Origin of the sequence: Streptomyces lancefieldiae (genome assembly GCF_031845825.1) — a bacterium.
In the GTDB taxonomy this organism is placed as follows: Bacteria; Actinomycetota; Actinomycetes; order Streptomycetales; family Streptomycetaceae; genus Streptomyces; species Streptomyces lancefieldiae.
In genome coordinates, this window is the sequence record NZ_JAVRFH010000078.1 from 1 (window position 1) to 20,125 (window position 20,125).

At 70.9% G+C, this 20,125-nt stretch carries 19 protein-coding genes, 1 rRNA gene and 1 riboswitch; of the genes, 8 read left to right on the plus strand and 12 right to left on the minus strand.

Features of this window, described 5'->3' with window-relative positions; genetic code table 11:
• Window positions 1-385 precede the first annotated feature (385 nt).
• From RM812_RS37615 to RM812_RS37645, 7 genes are all read left to right on the plus strand, one after another.
• Window positions 386-589 carry a DUF5999 family protein gene (locus tag RM812_RS37615; RefSeq protein ID WP_311584508.1) on the plus strand — a complete coding sequence of 68 codons (204 nt, stop codon included), beginning with the start codon at window positions 386-388 and terminating at the stop codon, window positions 587-589.
• Window positions 590-818: 229 nt separating this feature from the next.
• Window positions 819-1,865 carry a LacI family DNA-binding transcriptional regulator gene (locus RM812_RS37620; RefSeq protein ID WP_311584511.1) on the plus strand — a complete coding sequence of 349 codons (1,047 nt, stop codon included), beginning with the start codon at window positions 819-821 and terminating at the stop codon, window positions 1,863-1,865.
• A gap of 132 nt (window positions 1,866-1,997) precedes the next feature.
• Entirely contained in the window at window positions 1,998-2,393 is a 396-nt protein-coding gene (locus tag RM812_RS37625) for a TOBE domain-containing protein (RefSeq protein WP_311584514.1), read from the plus strand.
• A gap of 253 nt (window positions 2,394-2,646) precedes the next feature.
• Entirely contained in the window at window positions 2,647-3,480 is an 834-nt protein-coding gene (modA, locus tag RM812_RS37630; protein WP_311584516.1) for a molybdate ABC transporter substrate-binding protein, read from the plus strand.
• Window positions 3,477-4,349, plus strand: coding sequence for a molybdate ABC transporter permease subunit (gene modB / locus RM812_RS37635; protein ID WP_311584519.1), 873 nt, complete (start codon window positions 3,477-3,479; stop codon window positions 4,347-4,349). The genes modA and modB overlap by 4 nt, the downstream gene beginning before the upstream one ends.
• A 40-nt stretch (window positions 4,350-4,389) precedes the next feature.
• Window positions 4,390-5,484: an ABC transporter ATP-binding protein gene (locus RM812_RS37640; protein ID WP_311584522.1), complete on the plus strand. Its 1,095-nt coding sequence runs from the start codon at window positions 4,390-4,392 to the stop codon at window positions 5,482-5,484.
• 26 nt (window positions 5,485-5,510) lie between these two features.
• Window positions 5,511-5,930 (plus strand): TOBE domain-containing protein, encoded by a 420-nt coding sequence (locus RM812_RS37645; protein ID WP_311584524.1) that lies wholly within the window; start codon window positions 5,511-5,513, stop codon window positions 5,928-5,930.
• Window positions 5,931-5,994: 64 nt separating this feature from the next.
• Here RM812_RS37645 and gcvP read toward each other — a convergent pair whose 3' ends face one another.
• Window positions 5,995-8,880: an aminomethyl-transferring glycine dehydrogenase gene (gcvP, locus tag RM812_RS37650; RefSeq protein WP_311584527.1), complete on the minus strand. Its 2,886-nt coding sequence runs from the start codon at window positions 8,878-8,880 to the stop codon at window positions 5,995-5,997.
• A 176-nt stretch (window positions 8,881-9,056) separates the two neighbouring features.
• A riboswitch (glycine riboswitch) is annotated at window positions 9,057-9,152 on the minus strand.
• 135 nt (window positions 9,153-9,287) lie between these two features.
• Here gcvP and RM812_RS37655 point away from each other — a divergent pair.
• Window positions 9,288-9,665 (plus strand): PRC-barrel domain-containing protein, encoded by a 378-nt coding sequence (locus RM812_RS37655; RefSeq protein WP_311584530.1) that lies wholly within the window; start codon window positions 9,288-9,290, stop codon window positions 9,663-9,665.
• A 37-nt stretch (window positions 9,666-9,702) separates the two neighbouring features.
• Here the strand turns inward: RM812_RS37655 and RM812_RS37660 are convergent, their stop codons facing one another.
• From RM812_RS37660 to rrf, 11 genes are all read right to left on the minus strand, one after another.
• Window positions 9,703-11,157 carry a DNA polymerase IV gene (locus tag RM812_RS37660; RefSeq protein ID WP_311584534.1) on the minus strand — a complete coding sequence of 485 codons (1,455 nt, stop codon included), beginning with the start codon at window positions 11,155-11,157 and terminating at the stop codon, window positions 9,703-9,705.
• 78 nt (window positions 11,158-11,235) lie between these two features.
• Entirely contained in the window at window positions 11,236-11,919 is a 684-nt protein-coding gene (locus RM812_RS37665) for a MerR family transcriptional regulator (RefSeq protein WP_311584537.1), read from the minus strand.
• Between the two features lie 198 nt (window positions 11,920-12,117).
• On the minus strand, window positions 12,118-12,591 hold the full coding sequence (locus tag RM812_RS37670) for a bifunctional nuclease family protein (RefSeq protein ID WP_030189411.1): 474 nt from the start codon (window positions 12,589-12,591) through the stop codon (window positions 12,118-12,120).
• An 84-nt stretch (window positions 12,592-12,675) separates the two neighbouring features.
• Window positions 12,676-13,413, minus strand: coding sequence for a transcriptional regulator FtsR (ftsR, locus tag RM812_RS37675; RefSeq protein WP_311584543.1), 738 nt, complete (start codon window positions 13,411-13,413; stop codon window positions 12,676-12,678).
• A gap of 45 nt (window positions 13,414-13,458) precedes the next feature.
• Window positions 13,459-14,394, minus strand: a complete 936-nt coding sequence (locus RM812_RS37680) for an FHA domain-containing protein (protein ID WP_311584546.1) — start codon at window positions 14,392-14,394, stop codon at window positions 13,459-13,461.
• Window positions 14,395-14,455: 61 nt separating this feature from the next.
• Entirely contained in the window at window positions 14,456-15,334 is an 879-nt protein-coding gene (locus RM812_RS37685) for a DUF881 domain-containing protein (RefSeq protein WP_311584549.1), read from the minus strand.
• Between the two features lie 5 nt (window positions 15,335-15,339).
• A complete protein-coding gene (locus RM812_RS37690) occupies window positions 15,340-15,672 on the minus strand; it encodes a small basic family protein (protein WP_003977440.1) in 333 nt (110 codons plus the stop codon).
• Complete coding sequence (locus RM812_RS37695) at window positions 15,669-16,505, minus strand: DUF881 domain-containing protein (protein ID WP_311584566.1); 837 nt, start codon at window positions 16,503-16,505, stop codon at window positions 15,669-15,671. Before RM812_RS37695 ends, RM812_RS37690 begins: the two co-directional genes overlap by 4 nt.
• A gap of 166 nt (window positions 16,506-16,671) precedes the next feature.
• Window positions 16,672-19,167 carry a mannose-1-phosphate guanyltransferase gene (locus RM812_RS37700; protein ID WP_311584569.1) on the minus strand — a complete coding sequence of 832 codons (2,496 nt, stop codon included), beginning with the start codon at window positions 19,165-19,167 and terminating at the stop codon, window positions 16,672-16,674.
• Window positions 19,168-19,280: 113 nt separating this feature from the next.
• Window positions 19,281-19,889: a CDP-alcohol phosphatidyltransferase family protein gene (locus RM812_RS37705; RefSeq protein WP_311584572.1), complete on the minus strand. Its 609-nt coding sequence runs from the start codon at window positions 19,887-19,889 to the stop codon at window positions 19,281-19,283.
• 109 nt (window positions 19,890-19,998) lie between these two features.
• A 5S ribosomal RNA gene (gene rrf, locus RM812_RS37710) occupies window positions 19,999-20,115 on the minus strand.
• Window positions 20,116-20,125: the final 10 nt, after the last annotated feature.

Consider the following 20,125-nt stretch of genomic DNA (forward strand, 5'->3'; position numbering starts at 1 on the left):
CCTGCACGTAGAAAGTGCCCTCCGCCTGGACCGACAGAACCCCTCAGCAAGGTTCATCGTCCCAGGTCAGGAAGGCACTTTCGCGTTTCCGCCCCAAAGTCAGGCGTACCCAAGTGAAACGGCGAGGCTAGTAGTAGCTAGCCCCAACCGGCCATGTCGAACCATCCGAAAGGACAGTGCAGTTGAGGTGAACCGTCCGCGCGGGTGACGCGTCCTCAAGCTGTGAGAAGCGGTGCTGCGAAATACCTGCGGATCGACGCCCGTGGGGCAACACTGGGTTCGGACCGACTTAACACAACGGGGGGCGGCCATGAACGATGCTTCACGCCGCGGGACAGACAAGACAGCGCACTCACCCACCACAACAGACCGAGAGACCCCAGCCATGTGTCAGCACCAGCCACCGTGCCCCTCAGCCGACTCCGCCGACCGGGAATCCGCCCGTCTCGTGGCGCACCACCCGGAACAGGGCTGGAGCCTGCTGTGCAACGGCGTCGTCCTCTTCGAGGACACCGGTGAGCTCCTGCCGGACGGCCAGGCCATCGCCCCGCACCGACCCGTCGGCGCGGGTCTGATGACCGCCGCCTGAGCACCCACCGGACGGCGCGCCACCGCGCCGCCCGGCAACCCCTGGGGCCGGCCCGCAGACACCTCTGCGAACCGGCCCCGCCACATGTCCACGGGCGGTCGCTGCGCGTAGTCGCTCCTGCCGACGCGGTCATGGCACGGTTTCCCGGCCCGGAACGCCTTCCCCCGGGCGACGGGTTTCCGCAAGACTCCTGGACGTTTCACCGTGCGCGTCGACGAAGGTGGGGGAAGTGGCAGCAGACGAGGCCGGGGCGGGCGCCGGCGGCCGGAGCAGGGTCACGATCACGGACATCGCACGCCGCGCGGGCGTCTCGGTGCCGACCGTTTCGCGGGTGGTGAACGGACGGTCCGACGTGTCGCCGGGGACCCGGGCCCGGGTGGAGGACCTGCTGCGCCGGTACGGCTACCGCAAACGCGCCGTCGCCCCCGGCCGCCGGGCCGCCTTGATCGACCTCGTCTTCAACGACCTCGACAGCCCCTGGGCGGTGGAGATCGTCCGAGGGGTGGAGGAGGTGGCCCACGCCGCCGGGGTCGGCACCGTGGTGTCGGCGATCCACGGGCGCTCGGGCGACGCCCGTCAGTGGATGCGCAACCTCCGCGCCCGGGCCTCGGACGGCGTCGTGCTCGTCACCTCGGCCCTGGAACCCGTGCTCCACCAGGAGCTGCGCATCCTCGGCGTCCCCCTGGTGGTCATCGACCCGGCGGGCTCCCCCGCCCTGGACGTGCCCACCGTCGGCGCCGCCAACCGGGCGGGTGGCATGGCCGCCACCGAGCACCTGCTGGCCCTGGGGCACCGCAGAATCGGCCTGATCGCCGGGCCGCCCCGGCTGCTGTGCTCACGGGCCCGACTCGACGGGTACCGCGCCGCCCTGGAAGGCGCCGACGTGACCGTGGACGAGTCCCTGATCGTGCCCGGCGACTTCCACCCCGAGTCCGGCTTCGCGGGCTGCGAAGCCCTGCTGGACCTGCCCGAGCCACCGACCGCCGTGTTCGCCACCAGCGACCAGATGGCGCTCGGCGCGATCGAGGCGCTGCGCCGGCGCGGGCTGAGGGTTCCGGAGGACATGAGCGTCGTCGGTTTCGACGACCTCCCGGAGGTCCGCTGGTCGGCCCCACCGCTCACGACCGTGCGCCAGCCACTCGCCGACATGGGCAAGCTGGCCGCCCGCACGGTGCTCCGCCCGGCCCAGGACGAGCAGTCGGACACGTCACGAGTGGAACTGGGCACGGAACTCGTGCTCCGTTCGAGCACGGCACCCCCGCCGAAGACGCACTGAACAGGGTCGCGGGCCCACGGCCGCCCCCGCCGGACGCCCGGCCGGGCAGCACACCGGTCCGCGGTCACCGCCGGCGCCTTCCGGCGAAGCCCGGAGCGCACCGCTCCCGGCCTGCGCCCTATCGTGACCGGCATGCAGTCCTACACGATCGGCCAGGCGGCGCGGCTGCTCGGCGTCAGCCCGGACACCGCCCGCCGTTGGGCCGACGCCGGCCGGATCACCACACACCGCGACGAGAGCGGACGGCGGCTCATCGACGGGCGCGACCTCGCCGCGTTCTCCGTCGACCTCGCCCGCTCCGGCGGCATGGACGAGGAGACCTCGTACACCTCGGTCCGCAACGCCTTCCCCGGGATCGTGACCGCGATCAAGCTCGGCGACGTGGCGGCCCAGGTCGAGATCCAGGCCGGCCCGCACCGGCTCGTCTCCCTGCTGACCCGGGAGGCGGTCGAGGAACTCGGGCTGGAGGTCGGCATGGAGGCCACCGCCCGCGTGAAGTCGACGAATGTGCATGTCGACAGGACATGACGCGACAGGCAAGGGGCGACAAGACCCGACCCGGCACCCTCGACTCCGCACGCACGCACACACTCCGCACGCACGCACTCCGTGTGAACGCACATGCCAGCCATTTCTCAGCGATGACTCGCTCATGCGATGCTCCAGGAGACGTGGCCCTCGCAGTTGCGGAAGTATGATCGGCACAACGAGGAGCCCGTCGCGCGCCCGGCCACCGAGCCCGTCCGGCTCCCGCCCCGGCCCCCAGAGGGAGTAGCCCGTGATGACCCGTTCCGTACGCGGGGCCCGCCGCACCCGCCGGGCCCTGCGGGTGTCCGGTGCGGGGGCCGCCGCGCTCCTGGCCCTGAGCGCGTGCTCGTCGCCCTCCGACTCGGAAGCGGACTCGGACGCCGCCGGTTCCTCCTCCGCGTCCGGGAAGGTCTCCGGTCAGGTCACCGTCTTCGCCGCCGCCTCGCTCAAGGAGAGCTTCACCGCGCTCGGCGAGACGTTCGAGAAACAGCACCCGGGCACCCGGATCACCTTCAACTTCGCCGGCAGCGACTCCCTCGCCGCCAGCATCACCAGCGGCGCCCCTGCGGACGTCTTCGCCTCCGCCAGCCCGAAGACCATGACCACCGTCACCGACGCCGGGGCGGCGGCCGGCACCCCCTCCACCTTCGTGCGCAACCAACTGGAGATCGCCACCCTGCCGGGCAATCCCGAAGGGATCTCCTCCCTCGAGGACCTCACCGCGTCCGGCCTGAAGGTCGTCCTGTGCGACAGGACGGTGCCGTGCGGCGCCGCGGCGCAGAAGGCGCTGGAGGCCGGCGGTCTCCAGCTCACCCCCGTCTCGTACGAGCAGGACGTCAAGGCCGCGCTGACCAAGGTCGAACTGAAGGAGGCCGACGCGGCCGTCGTCTACCGGACGGACGTGAGGGCGGCCGGTGACAAGGTGGCGGGCGTGGACTTCCCCGAGTCGGCCGAGGCGGTCAACGACTATCCGATCACCCTGCTCAAGGAGGCCCCCAACGCGGACGCGGGGAAGGCCTTCATCGACCTGGTGAAGTCCCCCGAGGGCCAGAAGGAGCTCACCGGGGCCGGGTTCCGCACGCCATGACGAAGCGCGCGCCGACCCGGTCCGCGGAGACCGGAGCCGACACCGTGACGGCCGGACCGCGCCGCGCCCGCCGCCGCCTCGGGGGTGGTGTCCGCGCGGTGCCCGTGCCGCTGCTGGTTCCCGCCCTCGCCGGTCTGGCCTTCCTGCTGCTGCCGCTGATCGCCCTGCTGGTACGAGCCCCCTGGCGCGACCTGCCCGACCAGCTGAGCAGCCCCGAGGTGTGGCAGGCCCTGCGTCTGTCGCTGCTGTGCGCCACCTCGGCGACCGGGCTGAGCCTGCTGGTCGGCGTCCCGCTGGCCTGGCTGCTGGCCCGGTCCGAGTTCCCCGGCCGCGGCTTCGTCCGCGCGCTGGTGACGCTGCCGCTCGTACTGCCCCCGGTGGTGGGCGGCGTGGCGCTGCTGCTGGCGTTCGGGCGCAACGGCGTCGTCGGGCAGTGGCTGGACGCGTGGTTCGGGATCACGTTGCCGTTCACGACGACGGGCGTCGTGCTCGCGGAGACGTTCGTGGCGATGCCGTTCCTGGTCATCAGCGTGGAGGGCACCCTGCGGGCCGCCGACCCGCGCTACGAGGAGGCCGCCACGACGCTGGGCGCCTCCCGGTTCACCGCGTTCCGCCGGGTGACCCTGCCGCTGATCGCCCCGGGCATCGCGGCGGGCGCCGTCCTGGCGTGGGCGCGGGCCCTGGGCGAGTTCGGGGCGACGATCACGTTCGCGGGCAACTTCCCGGGCCGGACCCAGACCATGCCGCTGGCCGTCTATCTCGCCCTGCAGAACGACCCGGCGGCGGCGATCGCCCTCAGCCTGGTGCTGCTGGCGGTCTCCATCGCCGTACTGGCCGGTCTCCGGGACCGCTGGATGAGGGCGTCGTGACGGCGGGACGAGGCCGTCCGACCGGCCGGACGAGGACATCATGACCGAGACCGACGAACCGACCGCCGCGGAAGACACCCGGGGGTACGCGGCCGACGGCGGCCTCGACGCGCGGCTCGTCGTGGATCGCGGCGCCTTCCGCCTGGACGTGGCGCTGACCGCCGCGCCCGGCGACGTCGTCGCCCTGCTCGGCCCCAACGGCGCCGGGAAGACCACCGCCCTGCGCGCGCTCGCCGGCCTGGTCCCGCTCACGGACGGTCATCTGCGCCTCGACGGCACCGCGCTGGACCGTACGCCGCCCGAGTCCCGCCCGGTCGGCGTGGTCTTCCAGGACTACCTGCTCTTCCCGCACCTGACCGCGCTCGACAACGTGGCCTTCGGCCCGCGCTGCCGGGGCGCGACCAAGGCGGAGGCCCGGGCCCGCGCCGCGGCCTGGCTGGACCGCATGGGCCTGGCCGACCACGCCGGCGCCAAGCCGCGCCACCTCTCCGGTGGCCAGGCCCAGCGCGTCGCCGTCGCCCGCGCCCTGGCCACCAACCCCCGGCTGCTGCTCCTGGACGAGCCGCTCGCAGCGCTGGACGCCCGCACGCGCCTGGAGGTCCGGGCGCAGCTCCGTCGCCATCTCGCAGCGTTCGAGGCCGTCGCCGTCCTGGTCACGCACGACCCGTTGGACGCGATGGTGCTCGCCGACCGGCTGGTCGTGGTGGAGCACGGCGGGGTCGTGCAGGAGGGCAGCCCCGCCGACATCGCCCGTCGGCCCCGCAACGACTACATCGCACAGTTGGTCGGCCTGAACCTCTACCGCGGACGGTCCGACGGCCACACCGTACGGCTCGACGCCGGTCCCGCCGTCACCACCACCGAAGACCTGTCAGGTCCGGCCTTCGTGGCCTTCCCGCCCGACGCGGTGACCCTGTACGGGGAACGCCCCACGGGCTCCAGCGCCCGCAACCTGTGGCACTGCCGGGTCGCGGGCCTGGAGAGCCACGGCGACCGGATCCGCGTGGACCTCACCGGCGAACTCGCCCTCGCCGCCGACCTCACCACGGTCGCCGCGGCCGAGCTCGGCCTCCATCCGGGCGCACCGGTGTGGGCGACGGTCAAGGCGACGCAGACCCACGCATACCCGGCCTGACGCCCTCACCGGGCTACGGTGCCCCCATGAGCCTGAGTATCCGCAACCAGCTCCCCGGCACCGTCACCGCAGTCACCGCGGGCGAGGCCATGGCGACGGTCGGGGTCCGCCTGGCCGGGGGCCAGGACCTCACCGCGGCCATCACCCGGGAGGCCGTCGACGACCTCGGCCTGAGTGCCGGAGCGGCCGTCCACGCCCTGGTGAAGTCGACGGAGGTCGCGCTCGCCACCGGCGGGACCGACCGCCTGTCGATCCGCAACCGGCTGCCCGGCACGGTCACCCGCATCGCGCTCGGCGAGGCCATGGCGGCCGTCCACGTCACCATGGACGACGCCGAGCTCACCGCCGTGATCACGAAGGAGGCGGCCGAGGAGCTGGGCCTCTTCGTGGGTTCCGACGTCGTCGCCCTGATCAAGTCGACGGAGGTCGCGCTCGCCACGGCATAGGCAAAGGTGAAGGCCCCGCCCCGCCCCGGACGGGGACGGGAGCGGGGCCTTCACCGTGGCCCGGTCAGTCCTCGTAGGCGTCCAGCGGCGGGCAGGAGCAGACGAGGTTGCGGTCACCGAAGGCCTGGTCGATACGGCGCACCGGCGGCCAGTACTTGTCCGCGGCAATGGCACCGGCCGGGAAGACGGCCTCCTCGCGCGAGTACGCGTGGTCCCAGTCGCCGCCCAGGGCGCCGGCGGTGTGCGGCGCGTTGCGCAGCGGGTTGTCGTCCGCGGTCCAGGCCCCGGAGCCGACCTTGTCGACCTCCGCGCGGATGGCGATCATGGCGTCGCAGAAACGGTCCAGCTCGGTCAGGTCCTCGGACTCGGTCGGCTCGATCATCAGCGTGCCGACCACCGGGAACGACATCGTCGGCGCGTGGAAGCCGTAGTCGATCAGCCGCTTGGCGACGTCGTCGACGCTCACGCCGGTCGCCTTGGTCAGCGGGCGCAGGTCGATGATGCACTCGTGCGCGACCAGCCCGCCCGGGCCGGTGTACAGCACCGGGAAGTGCGGCTCCAGCCGCTTGGCGATGTAGTTGGCGGACAGCACGGCCACCTGCGTGGCCCGCTTGAGCCCCTCGCCGCCCATCAGGCGGACGTACGACCACGAGATCGGCAGGATGCCGGCCGAGCCCCACGGCGCCGCCGAGATCGGCCCGACGCCCGTCTGCGGGCCGGCCGCGGGCTGCAGCGGGTGGTTGGGCAGGTACGGCGCCAGGTGCGACCGTACGGCCACCGGGCCGACGCCGGGACCGCCGCCGCCGTGCGGGATGCAGAAGGTCTTGTGCAGGTTCAGGTGCGAGACGTCGCCGCCGAAGTGGCCCGGCTTGGCGAGGCCGACCAGGGCGTTGAGGTTGGCGCCGTCCACGTAGACCTGGCCGCCGGCCTCGTGCACCCGGGCGCAGATGTCGGCGACGTGCTCCTCGAAGACGCCGTGCGTGGAGGGGTAGGTGATCATCAGCACGGCCAGCTCGTCGCGGTGCTGCTCGATCTTGGCCCGCAGGTCCTCGACGTCGATTTCGCCGTCCTCGGCGGTCTTGACGACGACGACCTTCATGCCGGCCATGACCGCGCTCGCGGCGTTGGTGCCGTGCGCCGAGGAGGGGATGAGGCAGACCGTGCGCTGCTCGTCGCCGTTGGCCCGGTGGTAGCCGCGTACCGCGAGCAGGCCGGCGAACTCGCCCTGCGACCCGGCGTTCGGCTGGAGCGAGACCTTGTCGTACCCGGTGACCTCGGCCAGCCGCTCCTCCAGCTCGCGGATGAGGGTGAGGTAGCCCTGCGCCTGCTCGGCGGGCGCGAAGGGGTGCAGCTGCCCGAACTCGGACCAGGTGACCGGCTCCATCTCGGTGGTCGCGTTGAGCTTCATGGTGCAGGAGCCCAGCGGGATCATGCCGCGGTCCAGCGCGTAGTCGCGGTCGGCGAGGCGGCGCAGGTAGCGCAGCATCGCGGTCTCGGACCGGTGCCGGTGGAAGACGGGGTGGGTCAGGAAGCCGTCCGTGCGCAGCAGCGCCTCGGGCAGCGTCTCCTCGGTGACCGCGTCCAGCGCCTCGATGTCGCCCTCGACTCCGAAGGCGTTCCACACCCCGCCCACCTGGGCGCGCGTGGTGGTCTCGTCGCAGGCGAACGACACGTGGTCGGCGTCCACGAGCCGCAGGTTGATGCCGTTCTCGCGGGCGGCGCCCACGACCTCGGCGGCCCGGCCCGGCACCCTAGCGGTGACGGTGTCGAAGTAGGAACCGTGCACGATCTCCACGCCGCCGGCGGCGAGACCCGCGGCGGTGACCGACGCGTACCGGTGCGTGCGCCGCGCGATGGCCCGCAGTCCCTCGGGCCCGTGGTACACGGCGTACATGCCGGCCATGACGGCGAGCAGCACCTGCGCGGTGCAGATGTTGCTGGTGGCCTTCTCCCGGCGGATGTGCTGCTCACGGGTCTGTAGCGCGAGGCGGTAGGCCTTGTTGCCGTCGGCGTCCACGGAGACGCCCACCAGGCGGCCGGGCAGGCTGCGCGCGAACTTCTCGTGCACGGCCATGTAGCCGGCGTGCGGGCCGCCGAAGCCCATCGGCACGCCGAAGCGCTGGGTGGTGCCGACGGCGATGTCCGCGCCCAGCTCGCCGGGCGAGGTGAGCAGCGTGAGGGCGAGCAGGTCGGCGGCGACGGTGACGAGCGCGCCGAGTTCGTGCGCCCGGTCGATGACCGGCTTGATGTCGCGTACGGCACCGGAGGCGCCCGGGTACTGGATCAGGATGCCGTTGATCTCCCGCTCGGCGACCTCGGCAGGGATGCCGTCGCTCAGGTCGGCGACGACGACCTCGACGCCGGTCGGCTCGGCGCGGGTCCGGATCACGGCGATGGTCTGCGGCAGGGCGTCCGCGTCGACCAGGAAGAGGCCCTTCTTGTTCTTGCCCATGCGCCGGGACAGGGCCATCGCCTCGGCGGCGGCGGTGCCCTCGTCGAGCAGCGAGGCGCCGGAGGTGGGCAGGCCGGTGAGGTCGGCCACCATGGTCTGGAAGTTCAGCAGCGCCTCGAGACGCCCCTGGGAGATCTCCGGCTGGTACGGCGTGTACGCGGTGTACCAGGCCGGGTTCTCCATGACGTTGCGCAGGATGACCGGCGGGGTGAAGGTGCCGTAGTAGCCGAGGCCGATCATGGAGTCGAGGACCTGGTTGCGGTCGGCCAGCGAGCGCAGCTCGGCCAGCACCTCGGCCTCGGACCGCGCGCCCGGCAGGTCCAGCGAGTCGGCGTTCTTGATCACGTCGGGCACCGCGGCGGCCGTCAGTTCGTCGAGTGAACCGTAGCCGACCTGCGCGAGCATCTTGGCCCGGGCCTCGGGGTCGGGGCCGATGTGGCGCTGCTCGAAGGGGGTTGCCTGTTCGAGCTCGGAGAGCGGCGTGCGATGGGCGGTCATTGCGGAGGCCTCCTGGTCTGACACGACCTGCGAGGGGCACCACGGCGCGGGTACCCGGACGGCCTCCCCCTCTGTCATCTCGACCTGAGAGCTTCACCGGGCCGCCCGAGAGCTGCCGGCTTTCACCGTCGGTGAGAGCGGAAGCCGTCGACACCCGCCCTGCTTTCCAGAGTGACCTCGTCCGTGCGGTACGTGGGCCTGAGAGATTCCGGGGAGGATTTGCTCCTTCGGCGCCTCCGATGGTGTCTGGAGGACTCTCCCGCACGGGGTCAGCAGCCGCTGCCAGCCTACCAGCGAGGTCGCCGCACGACGTTCGAGTGGCCGACCGGCCATATCTGCTCTTTTGTAGTACTTACGGATGAGTCAGCGGCTGGTGTGCGACCCCAGTGCGACCAAGTGGAGGGCCCGTGCGTACTGACATCGACCCGCGCAATCTGATCGGCCGCAAGGCGTTCGACCGCAACGGCACCCGGATCGGCACCGTCGACGAGGTCTACCTCGACGACGCCACCGGCGTCCCCGAGTGGGCGGCCATACGTACCGGCCTCTTCAGCAGGGACGCCTTCGTACCGCTGGAGCCCAGCGAGCTGGTCGACGGCACCCTGCGCGTGCCCTTCGACCGAGCCCTGATCAAGGAGGCCCCCGACTTCGGCGTCGGCCGCCACCTCTCGCCGGAACAGGAACTCCAGCTCTACGACCACTACGGTCTCGACGTGGCCGCCCCTCCCCCGGTCCCCGACCACGACTTCGGGAAGCTGGCGGGCAAGGGCAACGAGGAGAGCTGACGCACGGTCCCGCGACCTGATCCCGCCGGACGGCCCCTCAGCCGGTCGCCAGGTGCGCCGGGCCCGCCGGGCCGCCCGCCTCGGTGCCGGGAGCCGATCCCGCCTCCCCGGTCGTGGGATCCCCGGCCGTGGGCTCGGCGTCCTCGGGTCTTCGCGGCACCGGCCGGACCAGCGGCAGCGGGTCCGCCGGCGACAGGTCCGGGTCATCCACCGGAAAGGTCCGTACCCGGCCCCTCTCCGAGTACGGCGTCTCGAACCGCACGGTGACCCGCCCCAGCCCACTGCCCTGCACCCACCCGTGCCCGTACTCCGCGTGCCGCACGTCGTGACCCGACGGCCACCGGCGTTCGGCGGGCACCTGGCGGTGCTCCTCGGCGGACTCGGCGTCGGGCTCCTCGGCGACTTCGCCGGCCCGGTCCCCGGCCGCCTGCGCGAACAGGTCCTCCTGCGTGTAGTCGGCGAGCCCGCTGACGCCGACCCCGAGCAGCCGCACGCCGCCCGTGGTGTCCACCGAGTCCAGCAGCCGGGCCGCGGCCTCCCGTACCACCGCCAGGTCGTCCGTGGGCCCACGCAGCGTCTCGGAGCGCGTCAGCGTGGAGAAGTCGTACCGCCGCACCTTGAGCACGATGGTCCGCCCGGACAGCCCCGATCCGCGCAGCCGCCGCACGCACCGGTCGGCCAGCCTCCGCACCTCCGAGCCGACCCGCACCCGGTCGTGGATGTCCACGTCGTACGTGTCCTCGACCGACACCGACTTGGTCTCCCGCTCCGCCACCACGGGCCGCTCGTCACGGGCCAGGGCCATGGCGTACAGGGCGTGCCCGTGCGCCTTGCCCAGAAGCCGAACGAGCTCGTCCTCGCCCGCCTCGGCGAGCTCGCCGACCGTGGCGATCCCGGCCCGGCGCAAATGATCGCCCGTCGCCGGTCCCACACCGGGCAGCGTCCGGACGGACATCGGCTCCAGCATGGCCCGCTCCGTCCCCGGTCGGATCAGGACCAGCCCGTCGGGCTTGGCCGCCTCCGAGGCGATCTTGGCGAGCATCTTCGAGGCGGCCAGCCCCACCGACCCGGTCAGGCCGGTGACGGTCTTGATGTCGGTGCGCAGCTTCTCCCCGGCCAGCCGCGCCGACTCCGCGTCGCCGGCCGCCCCGCCGGCCTCCAGGTCCACGAACGCCTCGTCCAGGCTCAGCGGCTCCACCAGCGGCGACCGTGCGCGCAGCAGCCGCATCACCTGCTCGCTGATCGACCGGTAGAGCTCGAAGCGCGGGACGAGGTAGGCGGCGTGGGGTGCGAGCCTCCGGGCCTGGCCCATGGGCATCGCCGAGTGGACACCGAAGACCCGCGCCTCGTACGAGGCGGTGGCGACCACCCCGCGCGGCCCGAGGCCGCCGACGACAACGGCCTTCCCGCGCAGGCTCGGCTTGGACGCCTGCTCCACCGAGGCGAAGAAGGCGTCCATGTCGAGATGCAGGATCGTGGGCGCGGCTCTCACATCTCCGATGGTGCCCTACGCCACTGACAACGCCCTCGGCACGCGACCGTGCAAGGCCCGCCCGCGTGCGACGGCGGTTCAGACCGCCCGGTTGCGGCGCCGCGCCAGCTCGTCCGCCGGATTGTGCCCGACCAGGGTCTCCCCCGTGTCGATCCGCTCCCCGTGCAGCTGTGACAGCGCGCTCTCGACGTCCCGCCACACCACGCCGACGGCGATTCCGAAGATGCCCTGGCCACCCTGGAGCAGGGCGTGCACCTCTTCGGGCGAGGTGCACTCGTAGACCGTGGCTCCGTCACTCATGAGCGTCATCCGCTCCAGGTCGCGAAAACCGCGCTCCTTGAGGTGCTGGACGGCGCTACGGATGTTCTGGAGCGACACCCCGGTGTCGAGGAACCGCTTGACGACCTTCAGGACGACCACGTCGCGGAAGCTGTACAGACGCTGTGTCCCGGACCCGTGCGCGGGCCGCACGCTGGGCTCGACCAGGCCGGTACGGGCCCAGTAGTCCAGCTGCCGGTAGGTGATGCCGGCCGCCGCGCAGGCCGTCGGCCCGCGGTAGCCGATCTGCTCGGACGCCATGGACGTCGCCCCTCCGCTGCTCGGCACGGCAGCCGGTCGCTGCAAAGCGTGGTCGGCCGCGTCACCGTGCTGGGAATACCCCCCGCTCGCGCGGAACCGAGAGTTCGGGGAAGGGTACGGACCGCTCGCCCCGAGACTGTGCCCGGGGCCACCCCCAGCCGTACCGTCGCCGCTGATTCTCACGCCGACCTCCGTCCTTGACCTGCCTCCTCGACGGTAGGCAGTCACCAAGGGTGCGTCAACGATCGCCACACTCGGCACGCCGAGTGATAATCACCCTACGAGTGGTTTCGCGTGCCCCATCGCGGGGAAAGGCTAGCCGAATGTGCCCGGACGAGCCCCGTCCGGGGCTTCCGGAGCAGTCCCGGCGGACCTCGCCCCTCACTGGTTACTGGTGCCGAAGTCCTCCGGCGAGATCTGGTCGAGGAACTCGCGGAACTTCTCCACCTCGTCCTCCTGCTCGTCCGGGATGGCGATGCCGGCGTCGTCGAGCACCGTGTCGCTGCCGTAGATCGGCGTTCCGGTGCGCAGGGCCAGCGCTATGGCGTCGGACGGCCTCGCGCTCACCTCGACCCCGCTCGCGAAGACCAGCTCGGCATAGAAGACCCCGTCCCGCAGGTCCGTGATGCGCACTTCCGTGAGCTCCTGGCCGACGGCCTCCAGCACGTCCTTGAACAGGTCGTGAGTCAGCGGCCGTGCGGGAGCCATGCCCTGCTGGGCGAAGGCGATCGCCGTCGCCTCCCCAGGTCCGATCCAGATGGGAAGGTAACGGTCGCCTCCCACCTCGCGCAGCAGCACGATCGGTTGGTTGGAGGGCATCTCGACCCGGACACCTACGACATCGAGCTCGTTCACACAGCAACCCTAGGCTGTGCCCGGGACGTTTGGGTAGTCGGGCCGGGGTCGGGTGGGCGATCCGGGTCCCGCAGCCCGCCTGTTTCAGGGCAGGCGCACGCCGAGGGCCGTCTGCACCAGCGCCGCGTGCAGCTTCACGGCCAGCCCCGCCAGCTCCTTGGTGCGGGCTTCCGCGTGTGCCCTGGTCTGAGGGTTGCGGTGGCGCTTCAGCGGGGCCACCACCTGGTCCACGAGTCCCGCCTCCCGGTCGGCGGCCGCCTTCATCACCCTCAGGTGCCGCGGCTCGATCCCGAACCGCCCGAGCTGGACGACGAGTGAGGCCACGGTGACCGTCTCCGCGTCGTACGCCCCGTCGGGGAACGCGGCGACCAGGCCGTAGGACTCCCACTCCTTGAGTTCCTGCTCGTCGATCCCCGCCGCGGCGAGCAGCTCGTCCCGTCCGATCCGGGCCGCCGTGGGCCCCTCGGCGGGCTCCGCCACGGGTTCCCCGTCCCGCTGCCGACCGACCGACGGCAGCGGCACCGCCTCGCCACGTTCCATGGCGTCGAGATGCTCGCGGATCACTTTCAACGGCAGGTAGTGGTCCCGCTGCATGCGCAGCACCTGGCCGAGGCGCTCGACATCGTCCGCGCTGAACTTGCGGTACCCGGCCGGGGTACGGCGCGGCTCGACGAGTCCCTCCGACTCCAAGAAGCGGATCTTGGAGATGGTGATGTCGGGGAACTCGTCACGCAGCTCGTTCAGCACCGTGCCGATGCTCATCAGCCCACCGTCCGTGGCGGCGGTACCGTGCCCGGCACCGCCGCTCGGTGTTTGAAGCATGGACCTTCCCTGGAGGTTCCCCCGGGGCGGACCCCGGGGGGCGGGTCAGTAACCCCGCTGGCTCGCGTAGAAGACCAGCCGGTACTTGCCGATCTGCACCTCGTCACCGTTCGACAGAGCGACCTGGTCGATACGCTCGCGGTTGACGTACGTGCCGTTCAGACTGCCGACGTCGGCAACCGTGAACGAGCCGTCCGGACTGCGGCGGAACTCCACGTGCCGGCGCGAGACCGTCACGTCGTCCAGGAAGATGTCGCTCTGCGGGTGACGCCCGGCGGTGGTCAGCTCGCCGTCCAGCAGGAAGCGGCTGCCCGAGTTCGGCCCGCGGCGCACGACCAGGAGCGCGGAGCCCAGCGGCAGCGCGTCGACGGCCGCCTGCGCCTCGGGGGAGAGCGCCGGCATGGCCGTCTGGCCGGTGACCTCGGCGTCGTACGCCTCCAGGCCGGAGATGGAGATCGTGGAGGTCGTCTCGGACGCACGCTCCGGGACCGCGCCGGCACGCAGGGGCGCGCCACAGTTGGAGCAGAAGCGACTGTTCTCCGCGTTGCGGTTACCGCACCTCGTACACACCAGGGCCGACATGGACGGATCCTCCTGCCGCGGCTGCCCCGCCGGGGCATTCGACGCGTACGGACCGGGCGTGAACCCTCCACCCGTACCTGAGGTTGACGGTTGGCCGAAACCTATGCCGCCGGACTGCGCGGGGTCAACGGACGGCGCGCCCTGACCACCCACCTGGTCCCGGAACATCGGGCGTCGGCCCTCCGCGTCGGGCTGTGCGCGATGGCGAGCGGTCGCGTTGTCGCTGCCCTCTCGCGCGCTCTTGCCGAACCATTTCGCAAACAACTTCACGGGCGATTCCCCTTGACCGAAACAGACCCGCCCGTGGGGCAGGACGAACCCTGACTGAACGTACTGGCCGACCCGGACACCTTCACAACGTCCGTCTCCACCAGACAGTTTCCACCACGCACCACCCAATCGGTGCGCCGACCCCCCGCAACCTCATGCCCTCGCCGGACGCCCCCCATGCACCACCGGTTCACTGGGAGGACGACCGAGCGTAGTCAGGCCGCTTCGCTGCTCGCAAGGCGTCCACGACGATCTTGCCCGACCGCTCAACAGTAACCGTGGCCTGTTCCTTCTCCAGAGTCTGCACCACGCCTCCAGGAATGTTGAGAGCCGGTTCGAGGTCCTGCGGCTTGCCGATGACCTGGAAACGATAGGGCGCGTTGATCTTGTTCCCGTCGACGCTCACACTCTTGTCGACGTCCGTGAGGTACGTGTTGGCCACGACCCGCACGCCATTCACCTGGATCGCCTCGGCGCCCGCCGCGCGCAGCTCCTGGATCGCGTCGAGCAGCATGTCCGCCTCGACCGCTCCCTTCGTGTCCTCGATCGTCACCGTGATACCGGGCCCCTGCGCGGCCACGGTGCCCGCGAGGATGCCGAGTTGCCGTTCCTTCTCGAGCGTCTGCTTGCGGGCCTCCTCTGCCTGGTCGGAGCTGTTCTCCAGCTCGTCGCGCTGCTTCTCGAGGCCCTGCTTCTCGTCTTCAAGACGCTGAGTACGGTCGTCCAGTTCATCGAGGATGCGGACAAGATCTTCCTGGCGGGCGCCGCGCAGCGCGCTGTCGCTGTCGCTGTTCGACGCCACCTGGACCGCGAGGCCGAAGCCGAGGCCGAACAGGAGCAGCGCGACGATGAGTTGGGCCCGCGTGAGGCGCGGCGGCCACAGCCCCTTGACGAGCCGCTGCCGACCGGTCGGACCGGGCTGCTTCCCCGACCGGTCCGGCCGGTTCACCCTCCAGGCGTCGCCGGTCGTGGCAGCGCCTGCCGGAACGTCCGCGGCCGGGGGCGGCGGCACCTCGTCGGGCAGCTCTCTGCGCAGCCTGTTCGCGGACTGCTCGTCCTGTTCGCTCATCGGCCTCACGCCCGGAAGACGTGGCGGCGGATCGCCGCGGCGTTGGAGAAGATACGGATGCCGAGGACGACCACGACACCGGTGGACAGCTGTGCCCCGACGCCCAACTTGTCGCCCAGGAACACGATCAGCGCGGCCACGACCACGTTCGACAGGAACGACACCACGAAGACCTTGTCGTCGAAGATGCCGTCGAGCATGGCTCGCAGGCCGCCGAAGACGGCGTCGAGCGCCGCGACGACGGCGATCGGGAGATACGGCTCGACGGCCGCCGGCACCTCGGGCCGGACCAACAGGCCGGCCACGACTCCCACGACGAGGCCCAGTACGGCGATCACGATGTGCCCTTCTCGGTTATCGGCTGTGCTGTACGTATGATCACGCTCGGTGCGGCCGGCAGCTCCAGGTCGTCGGCGACGGAGAGGGCCGTCCGGATGCCGTAGTTCTCCTGCAGGGCATGCAGGTACAGCCCGTCGGCGCTGTCCTGGAACCGGCTGCTGAGCCGCTCGCCGTCCCCCACCGCGAGCACCGTGTACGGCGGCACCAGCGGCCTGTTGTCGACCAGTATGGCGTCACCCGCGGCCCTGATCGCCGACAGCGCCGTCAGCCGCTGTCCGTTGATGGAGATCGCCTCGGCCCCCGACTCCCACAGGCCGTTGACCGTCCGCTGCATGTCCCGGTCCCGGACCCGGCCGGTGTCGGAGAACCCGGAGGTGCCGCGCGGCTGCCCGTCACCGTCCGTGCCCACGTCCTCGGCATCGTTCACCACGAGCTTCACACCCGGGCCGTCCACCGCGACCGCACCCGACAGAACGCCCACCACGTCGGACCGGTCACCGTCGCCGCTCTTCGACAGCGCCTCCCGCTGCCGCGCGTCCACGTCGACGCGCAGCTCGTCGACGCTCTCCTCGAGCTTGTCCGCCGCCGACGTCTCCCCCTCGATACGGTCGATGAGCTCCTCGCGCTCCTTGGCGACGACGGGCGCGGCGACCCGGGCCTGGGCCGCGCCGACCGTCACGACCAGCGCCGCCAGCACCAGGCCGGCGGCCAGCCCGAGCTTGGCCCGCAGGGTCCTCGGCAGACCGGCGAGGCCGTCGGCCTTCTTCCGCGCGGCCGCCTCGGCGTATCCGTCGTCGAGGCTGTGGTCCATGACGTTGGTGATCAACGACATGGACGCGTCCGGACGCGCGGGCCGCGTGGATGTGCTCCGAACGGGGGGTTGCTGCGGCATGCCGCACATCGTCGCACGCCACGGCCGCTACCTCCGAACGGCCCCACCGGCGTGCCGGACAGGCCCCCTTGGGGACACTTGTCCGGCACGTACGCGTGCGGTGTGTCTACCGGCCCGCGCTGTCCACCACCGCGGACCACTCGTCGAGGAGTGCCTGCGCGGAGGCGTCGTCGGGGCCCTCGGCCCACAGATGCGTGACCGCCTCGGCGGGGTCGGGCAGCACCATCACCCAGCGCCCGTCGGTCTCCACCACGCGAACGCCGTCCGTGGTGTCCACGAAGCGGTCTCCGGCCGCCTCGACGACCCGCCGCATCACCAGGCCCTTGACGGCCCACGGGGTGGCCAGATCACGCCTGAGGACGTGCGCCCGCGGGATCCGCGCGTCGATCTGGCTGAGCGTGAGCTGCGTCCGCGCCACCAGGCCGATCAGCCGCACGAAGGCCGCCGTACCGTCGTAGACGCTGCTGAACTCCGGGACGATGAAGCCGCCCTTGCCGTCGCCGCCGAAGATGGCCCCTTCCTCACCGCCGACCCGTGTCAGGTCGTCGGGCGAGGTCGTCGTCCACTCGACCTGGGTGCCGTGGTAGGCCGCCACCTGCTCGGCGATCCTGGTGGTCGTCACCGGCAATGCGACCCGGCCGCTGCGCCGCTCGGCCGCGATCAGGTCCAGCATGACCAGCAGCGCCCGGTCGTCCTCGATGATGCGCCCCTTCTCGTCGACGAGCGACAGCCGCTCACCGACCGGGTCGAACCGCACACCGAACGCGGCCCGCGAGGACGCCACGATCTCTCCCAGCCGCACCAGCCCCGACCGCCGCATGTCGGCCGACTCGGTCGGCCGGGACTCGTCGAGTCCCGGATTGATCGTCAGGGAGTCGACGCCCAGTTTCCCGAGCAGACTGGGCAGGACCAGCCCAGCGCTGCCGTTCGAGGCGTCGACGACCACCTTCAGTCCGGACTCGGCGATCCCCGTGGTGTCGACGTTCCGCAGCAGCGATCCGGTGTACGAGTCGTACACGCTGGACGGGAAGTGCAGGTCGCCGATCTCTCCGGGGAACGCACGCCGGTACTCCTGCCGCGCGAACACCCGGTCCAGCTTCCGCTGGCTGCCCTGCGACAGGTCGGCGCCCTGCCCGTCGAAGAACATGATGTCCACCGAGTCCGGCACCCCGGGCGTGGTCCGGATCATGATCCCGCCGGCACTGCCCCGCGCGGTCTGCTGCCGCGCCACGGGCAGCGGTACGTTCTCCAGGTCGCGTACGTCGATGGCGCTGGCCTGCAGCGCGGAGATCACCGCCCGCTTCAGCGCCCGGGCACCGCGGGAGTGGTCGCGGGCCGTGGTGACGGTGGAGCCCTTCTTCAACGTGGTCGCGTAGGCGCCGGCCAGCCGCACGGCCAGTTCCGGCGTGATCTCCACGTTCAGGATGCCGGACACCCCACGGGCGCCGAAGAGGTGCGCCTGGCCCCGGGACTCCCAGATGACCGAGGTGTTGACGAAGGCACCGGCCTCGATGGTCTTGAACGGGTAGACCCGTACGTTGCCCTGAACGATCGATTCTTCACCGATCAGGCACTCGTCACCGATGACCGCGCCGTCCTCGATCCGCGCGGCGCGCATGATGTCGGTGTTCTTTCCGACGACACAGCCGCGCAGGTTGCTGTGCGGGCCGACGTACACGTTGTCGTGGACGACGGCCTTGTGCATGAAGGCGCCGCTCTTGACGACGACGTTGGAGCCGACGACCGTGTGCTCCCGGATCTCGGCGCCGGCCTCCACCTTGGCGTAGTCGCCGATGTAGAGGGGCCCGCGGAGCACGGCGTCGGGGTGCACCTCGGCGCCCTCGGCCACCCATACGCCCGGTGAGATCTCGAAGCCGTCGATGTCGACGTCGACCTTGCCCTCGAGGACGTCGGCCTGGGCCTTCACGTAGCTCTCGTGCGTGCCGACGTCTTCCCAGTAGCCCTCGGCGACGTAACCGTAGACGGGCTTGCCTTCCTTCATCAGCTGCGGGAAGACGTCGCCGGACCAGTCCACGGGCACGTCGGGGTCGACGTAGTCGAAGACCTCGGGCTCCATCACGTAGATACCAGTGTTCACGGTGTCCGAGAAGACCTGGCCCCAGGTCGGCTTCTCCAGGAAGCGCTCGACCTTGCCCTCTTCGTCGACGATGGTGATACCGAATTCCAGCGGGTTGGGCACGCGTGTCAGACAGACGGTGACGAGCGCACCCTTCTCCTTGTGGAAATTGATCAGGTCGGTGAGGTCGAAGTCGGTCAGGGCATCGCCGGAAATAACGAGGAAGGCATCGTCCTTCAGCGCCTCCTCGGCGTTCTTGACGCTTCCAGCGGTACCGAGTGGCTTCTCCTCATTGGCATAGGTGAGCTCCATCCCGAGCTCCTCGCCGTCACCGAAGTAGTTCTTGACCAGCGAGGCCAGGAACTGGACGGTCACGACGGTCTCGTTGAGCCCATGCCTTTTGAGCAGCCGCAGTACGTGCTCCATGATCGGCCGGTTGACCACCGGCAGGAGCGGCTTGGGCATGCTCGAGGTCATGGGACGAAGGCGCGTGCCTTCGCCTCCAGCCATCACGACGGCCTTCATGTCGGAAGCGTCCTCCTCTAAGAGACGACGGTTATGCCGACTTCACCCGTCCAGGGTCCCGCACTTTTCCAGTGCGGGCCATCCGGCCACCGGGACCGCGCAATCAGGCGAGTTCAATCGGCCGTGGCGTCCGCACGGACCAGGCGGCGGACCTGCACCACGTAGAGAACACCTGCCCACCAGTACAGGGTTGTACCCCATCCGGCGAACGCCCATCCGAAAACGGCAGCGAGTGACGCGATCCACCCGCTGCCGTCACTGAGTAGAAGCAGGGGGAAGGCATACATGAGGTTGAAGGTGGCGGCCTTCCCCAGGAAGTTCACCTGCGGCGGCGGATAGCCGTGACGCCGGAGGATGCCCACCATCACCAGCAGGACCGCTTCCCGGGCAAGCAGTACAAGGGTCAACCAGAGCGGAAGAATCTCGCGCCACGTGAGGCCCACCAGTGTCGACAGAATATATAGCCGGTCGGCCGCCGGGTCCAGGAGCCGGCCGAGGCTGCTGATCTGGTTCCAGCGCCGAGCGAGCTTCCCGTCCAGGTAGTCACTGATCCCGCTCAGCGCCAGCACCAGCAGTGCCCAGCCGTCACTCTTCGGGCCACCGAACTCCGGCCTGAGAATCAGCCACAGGAAGAGGGGTACGCCGACGAGGCGCGCCATGCTGAGGATGTTCGGGATGGTGAGGACCCGGTCGGTCTGCACGCGGGTCTCCTGGACCTCCACGCGGGAGCCTCCTGGGGTAAATGAGCCAATGATGCTCCCTGACCTTACCTCAACGCAAAAAAGCTCTGGCTCTCGGGCTGTATGCCCAAGAGCCAGAGCTCTAAAAGGAGTTCGGCGGCGTCCTACTCTCCCACAGGGTCCCCCCTGCAGTACCATCGGCGCTGTAAGGCTTAGCTTCCGGGTTCGGAATGTAACCGGGCGTTTCCCCTACGCTATGACCACCGAAACACTATGAA

Bases quoted from the DNA above. Each gene is read 5' to 3' on its own strand.
- RM812_RS37685 (WP_311584549.1), bottom strand. From the start codon at position 15,334: ATGAGCGAACAGGACGAGCAGTCCGCGAACAGGCTGCGCAGAGAGCTG.
- RM812_RS37645 (WP_311584524.1), top strand. From the start codon at position 5,511: ATGAGCCTGAGTATCCGCAACCAGCTCCCCGGCACCGTCACCGCAGTC.
- RM812_RS37700 (WP_311584569.1), bottom strand. From the start codon at position 19,167: ATGAAGGCCGTCGTGATGGCTGGAGGCGAAGGCACGCGCCTTCGTCCC.
- RM812_RS37640 (WP_311584522.1), top strand. From the start codon at position 4,390: ATGACCGAGACCGACGAACCGACCGCCGCGGAAGACACCCGGGGGTAC.
- RM812_RS37615 (WP_311584508.1), top strand. From the start codon at position 386: ATGTGTCAGCACCAGCCACCGTGCCCCTCAGCCGACTCCGCCGACCGG.
- RM812_RS37625 (WP_311584514.1), top strand. From the start codon at position 1,998: ATGCAGTCCTACACGATCGGCCAGGCGGCGCGGCTGCTCGGCGTCAGC.
- modB (WP_311584519.1), top strand. From the start codon at position 3,477: ATGACGAAGCGCGCGCCGACCCGGTCCGCGGAGACCGGAGCCGACACC.
- gcvP (WP_311584527.1), bottom strand. From the start codon at position 8,880: ATGACCGCCCATCGCACGCCGCTCTCCGAGCTCGAACAGGCAACCCCC.
- modA (WP_311584516.1), top strand. From the start codon at position 2,647: ATGACCCGTTCCGTACGCGGGGCCCGCCGCACCCGCCGGGCCCTGCGG.
- ftsR (WP_311584543.1), bottom strand. From the start codon at position 13,413: ATGCTTCAAACACCGAGCGGCGGTGCCGGGCACGGTACCGCCGCCACG.
- RM812_RS37695 (WP_311584566.1), bottom strand. From the start codon at position 16,505: ATGTCGTTGATCACCAACGTCATGGACCACAGCCTCGACGACGGATAC.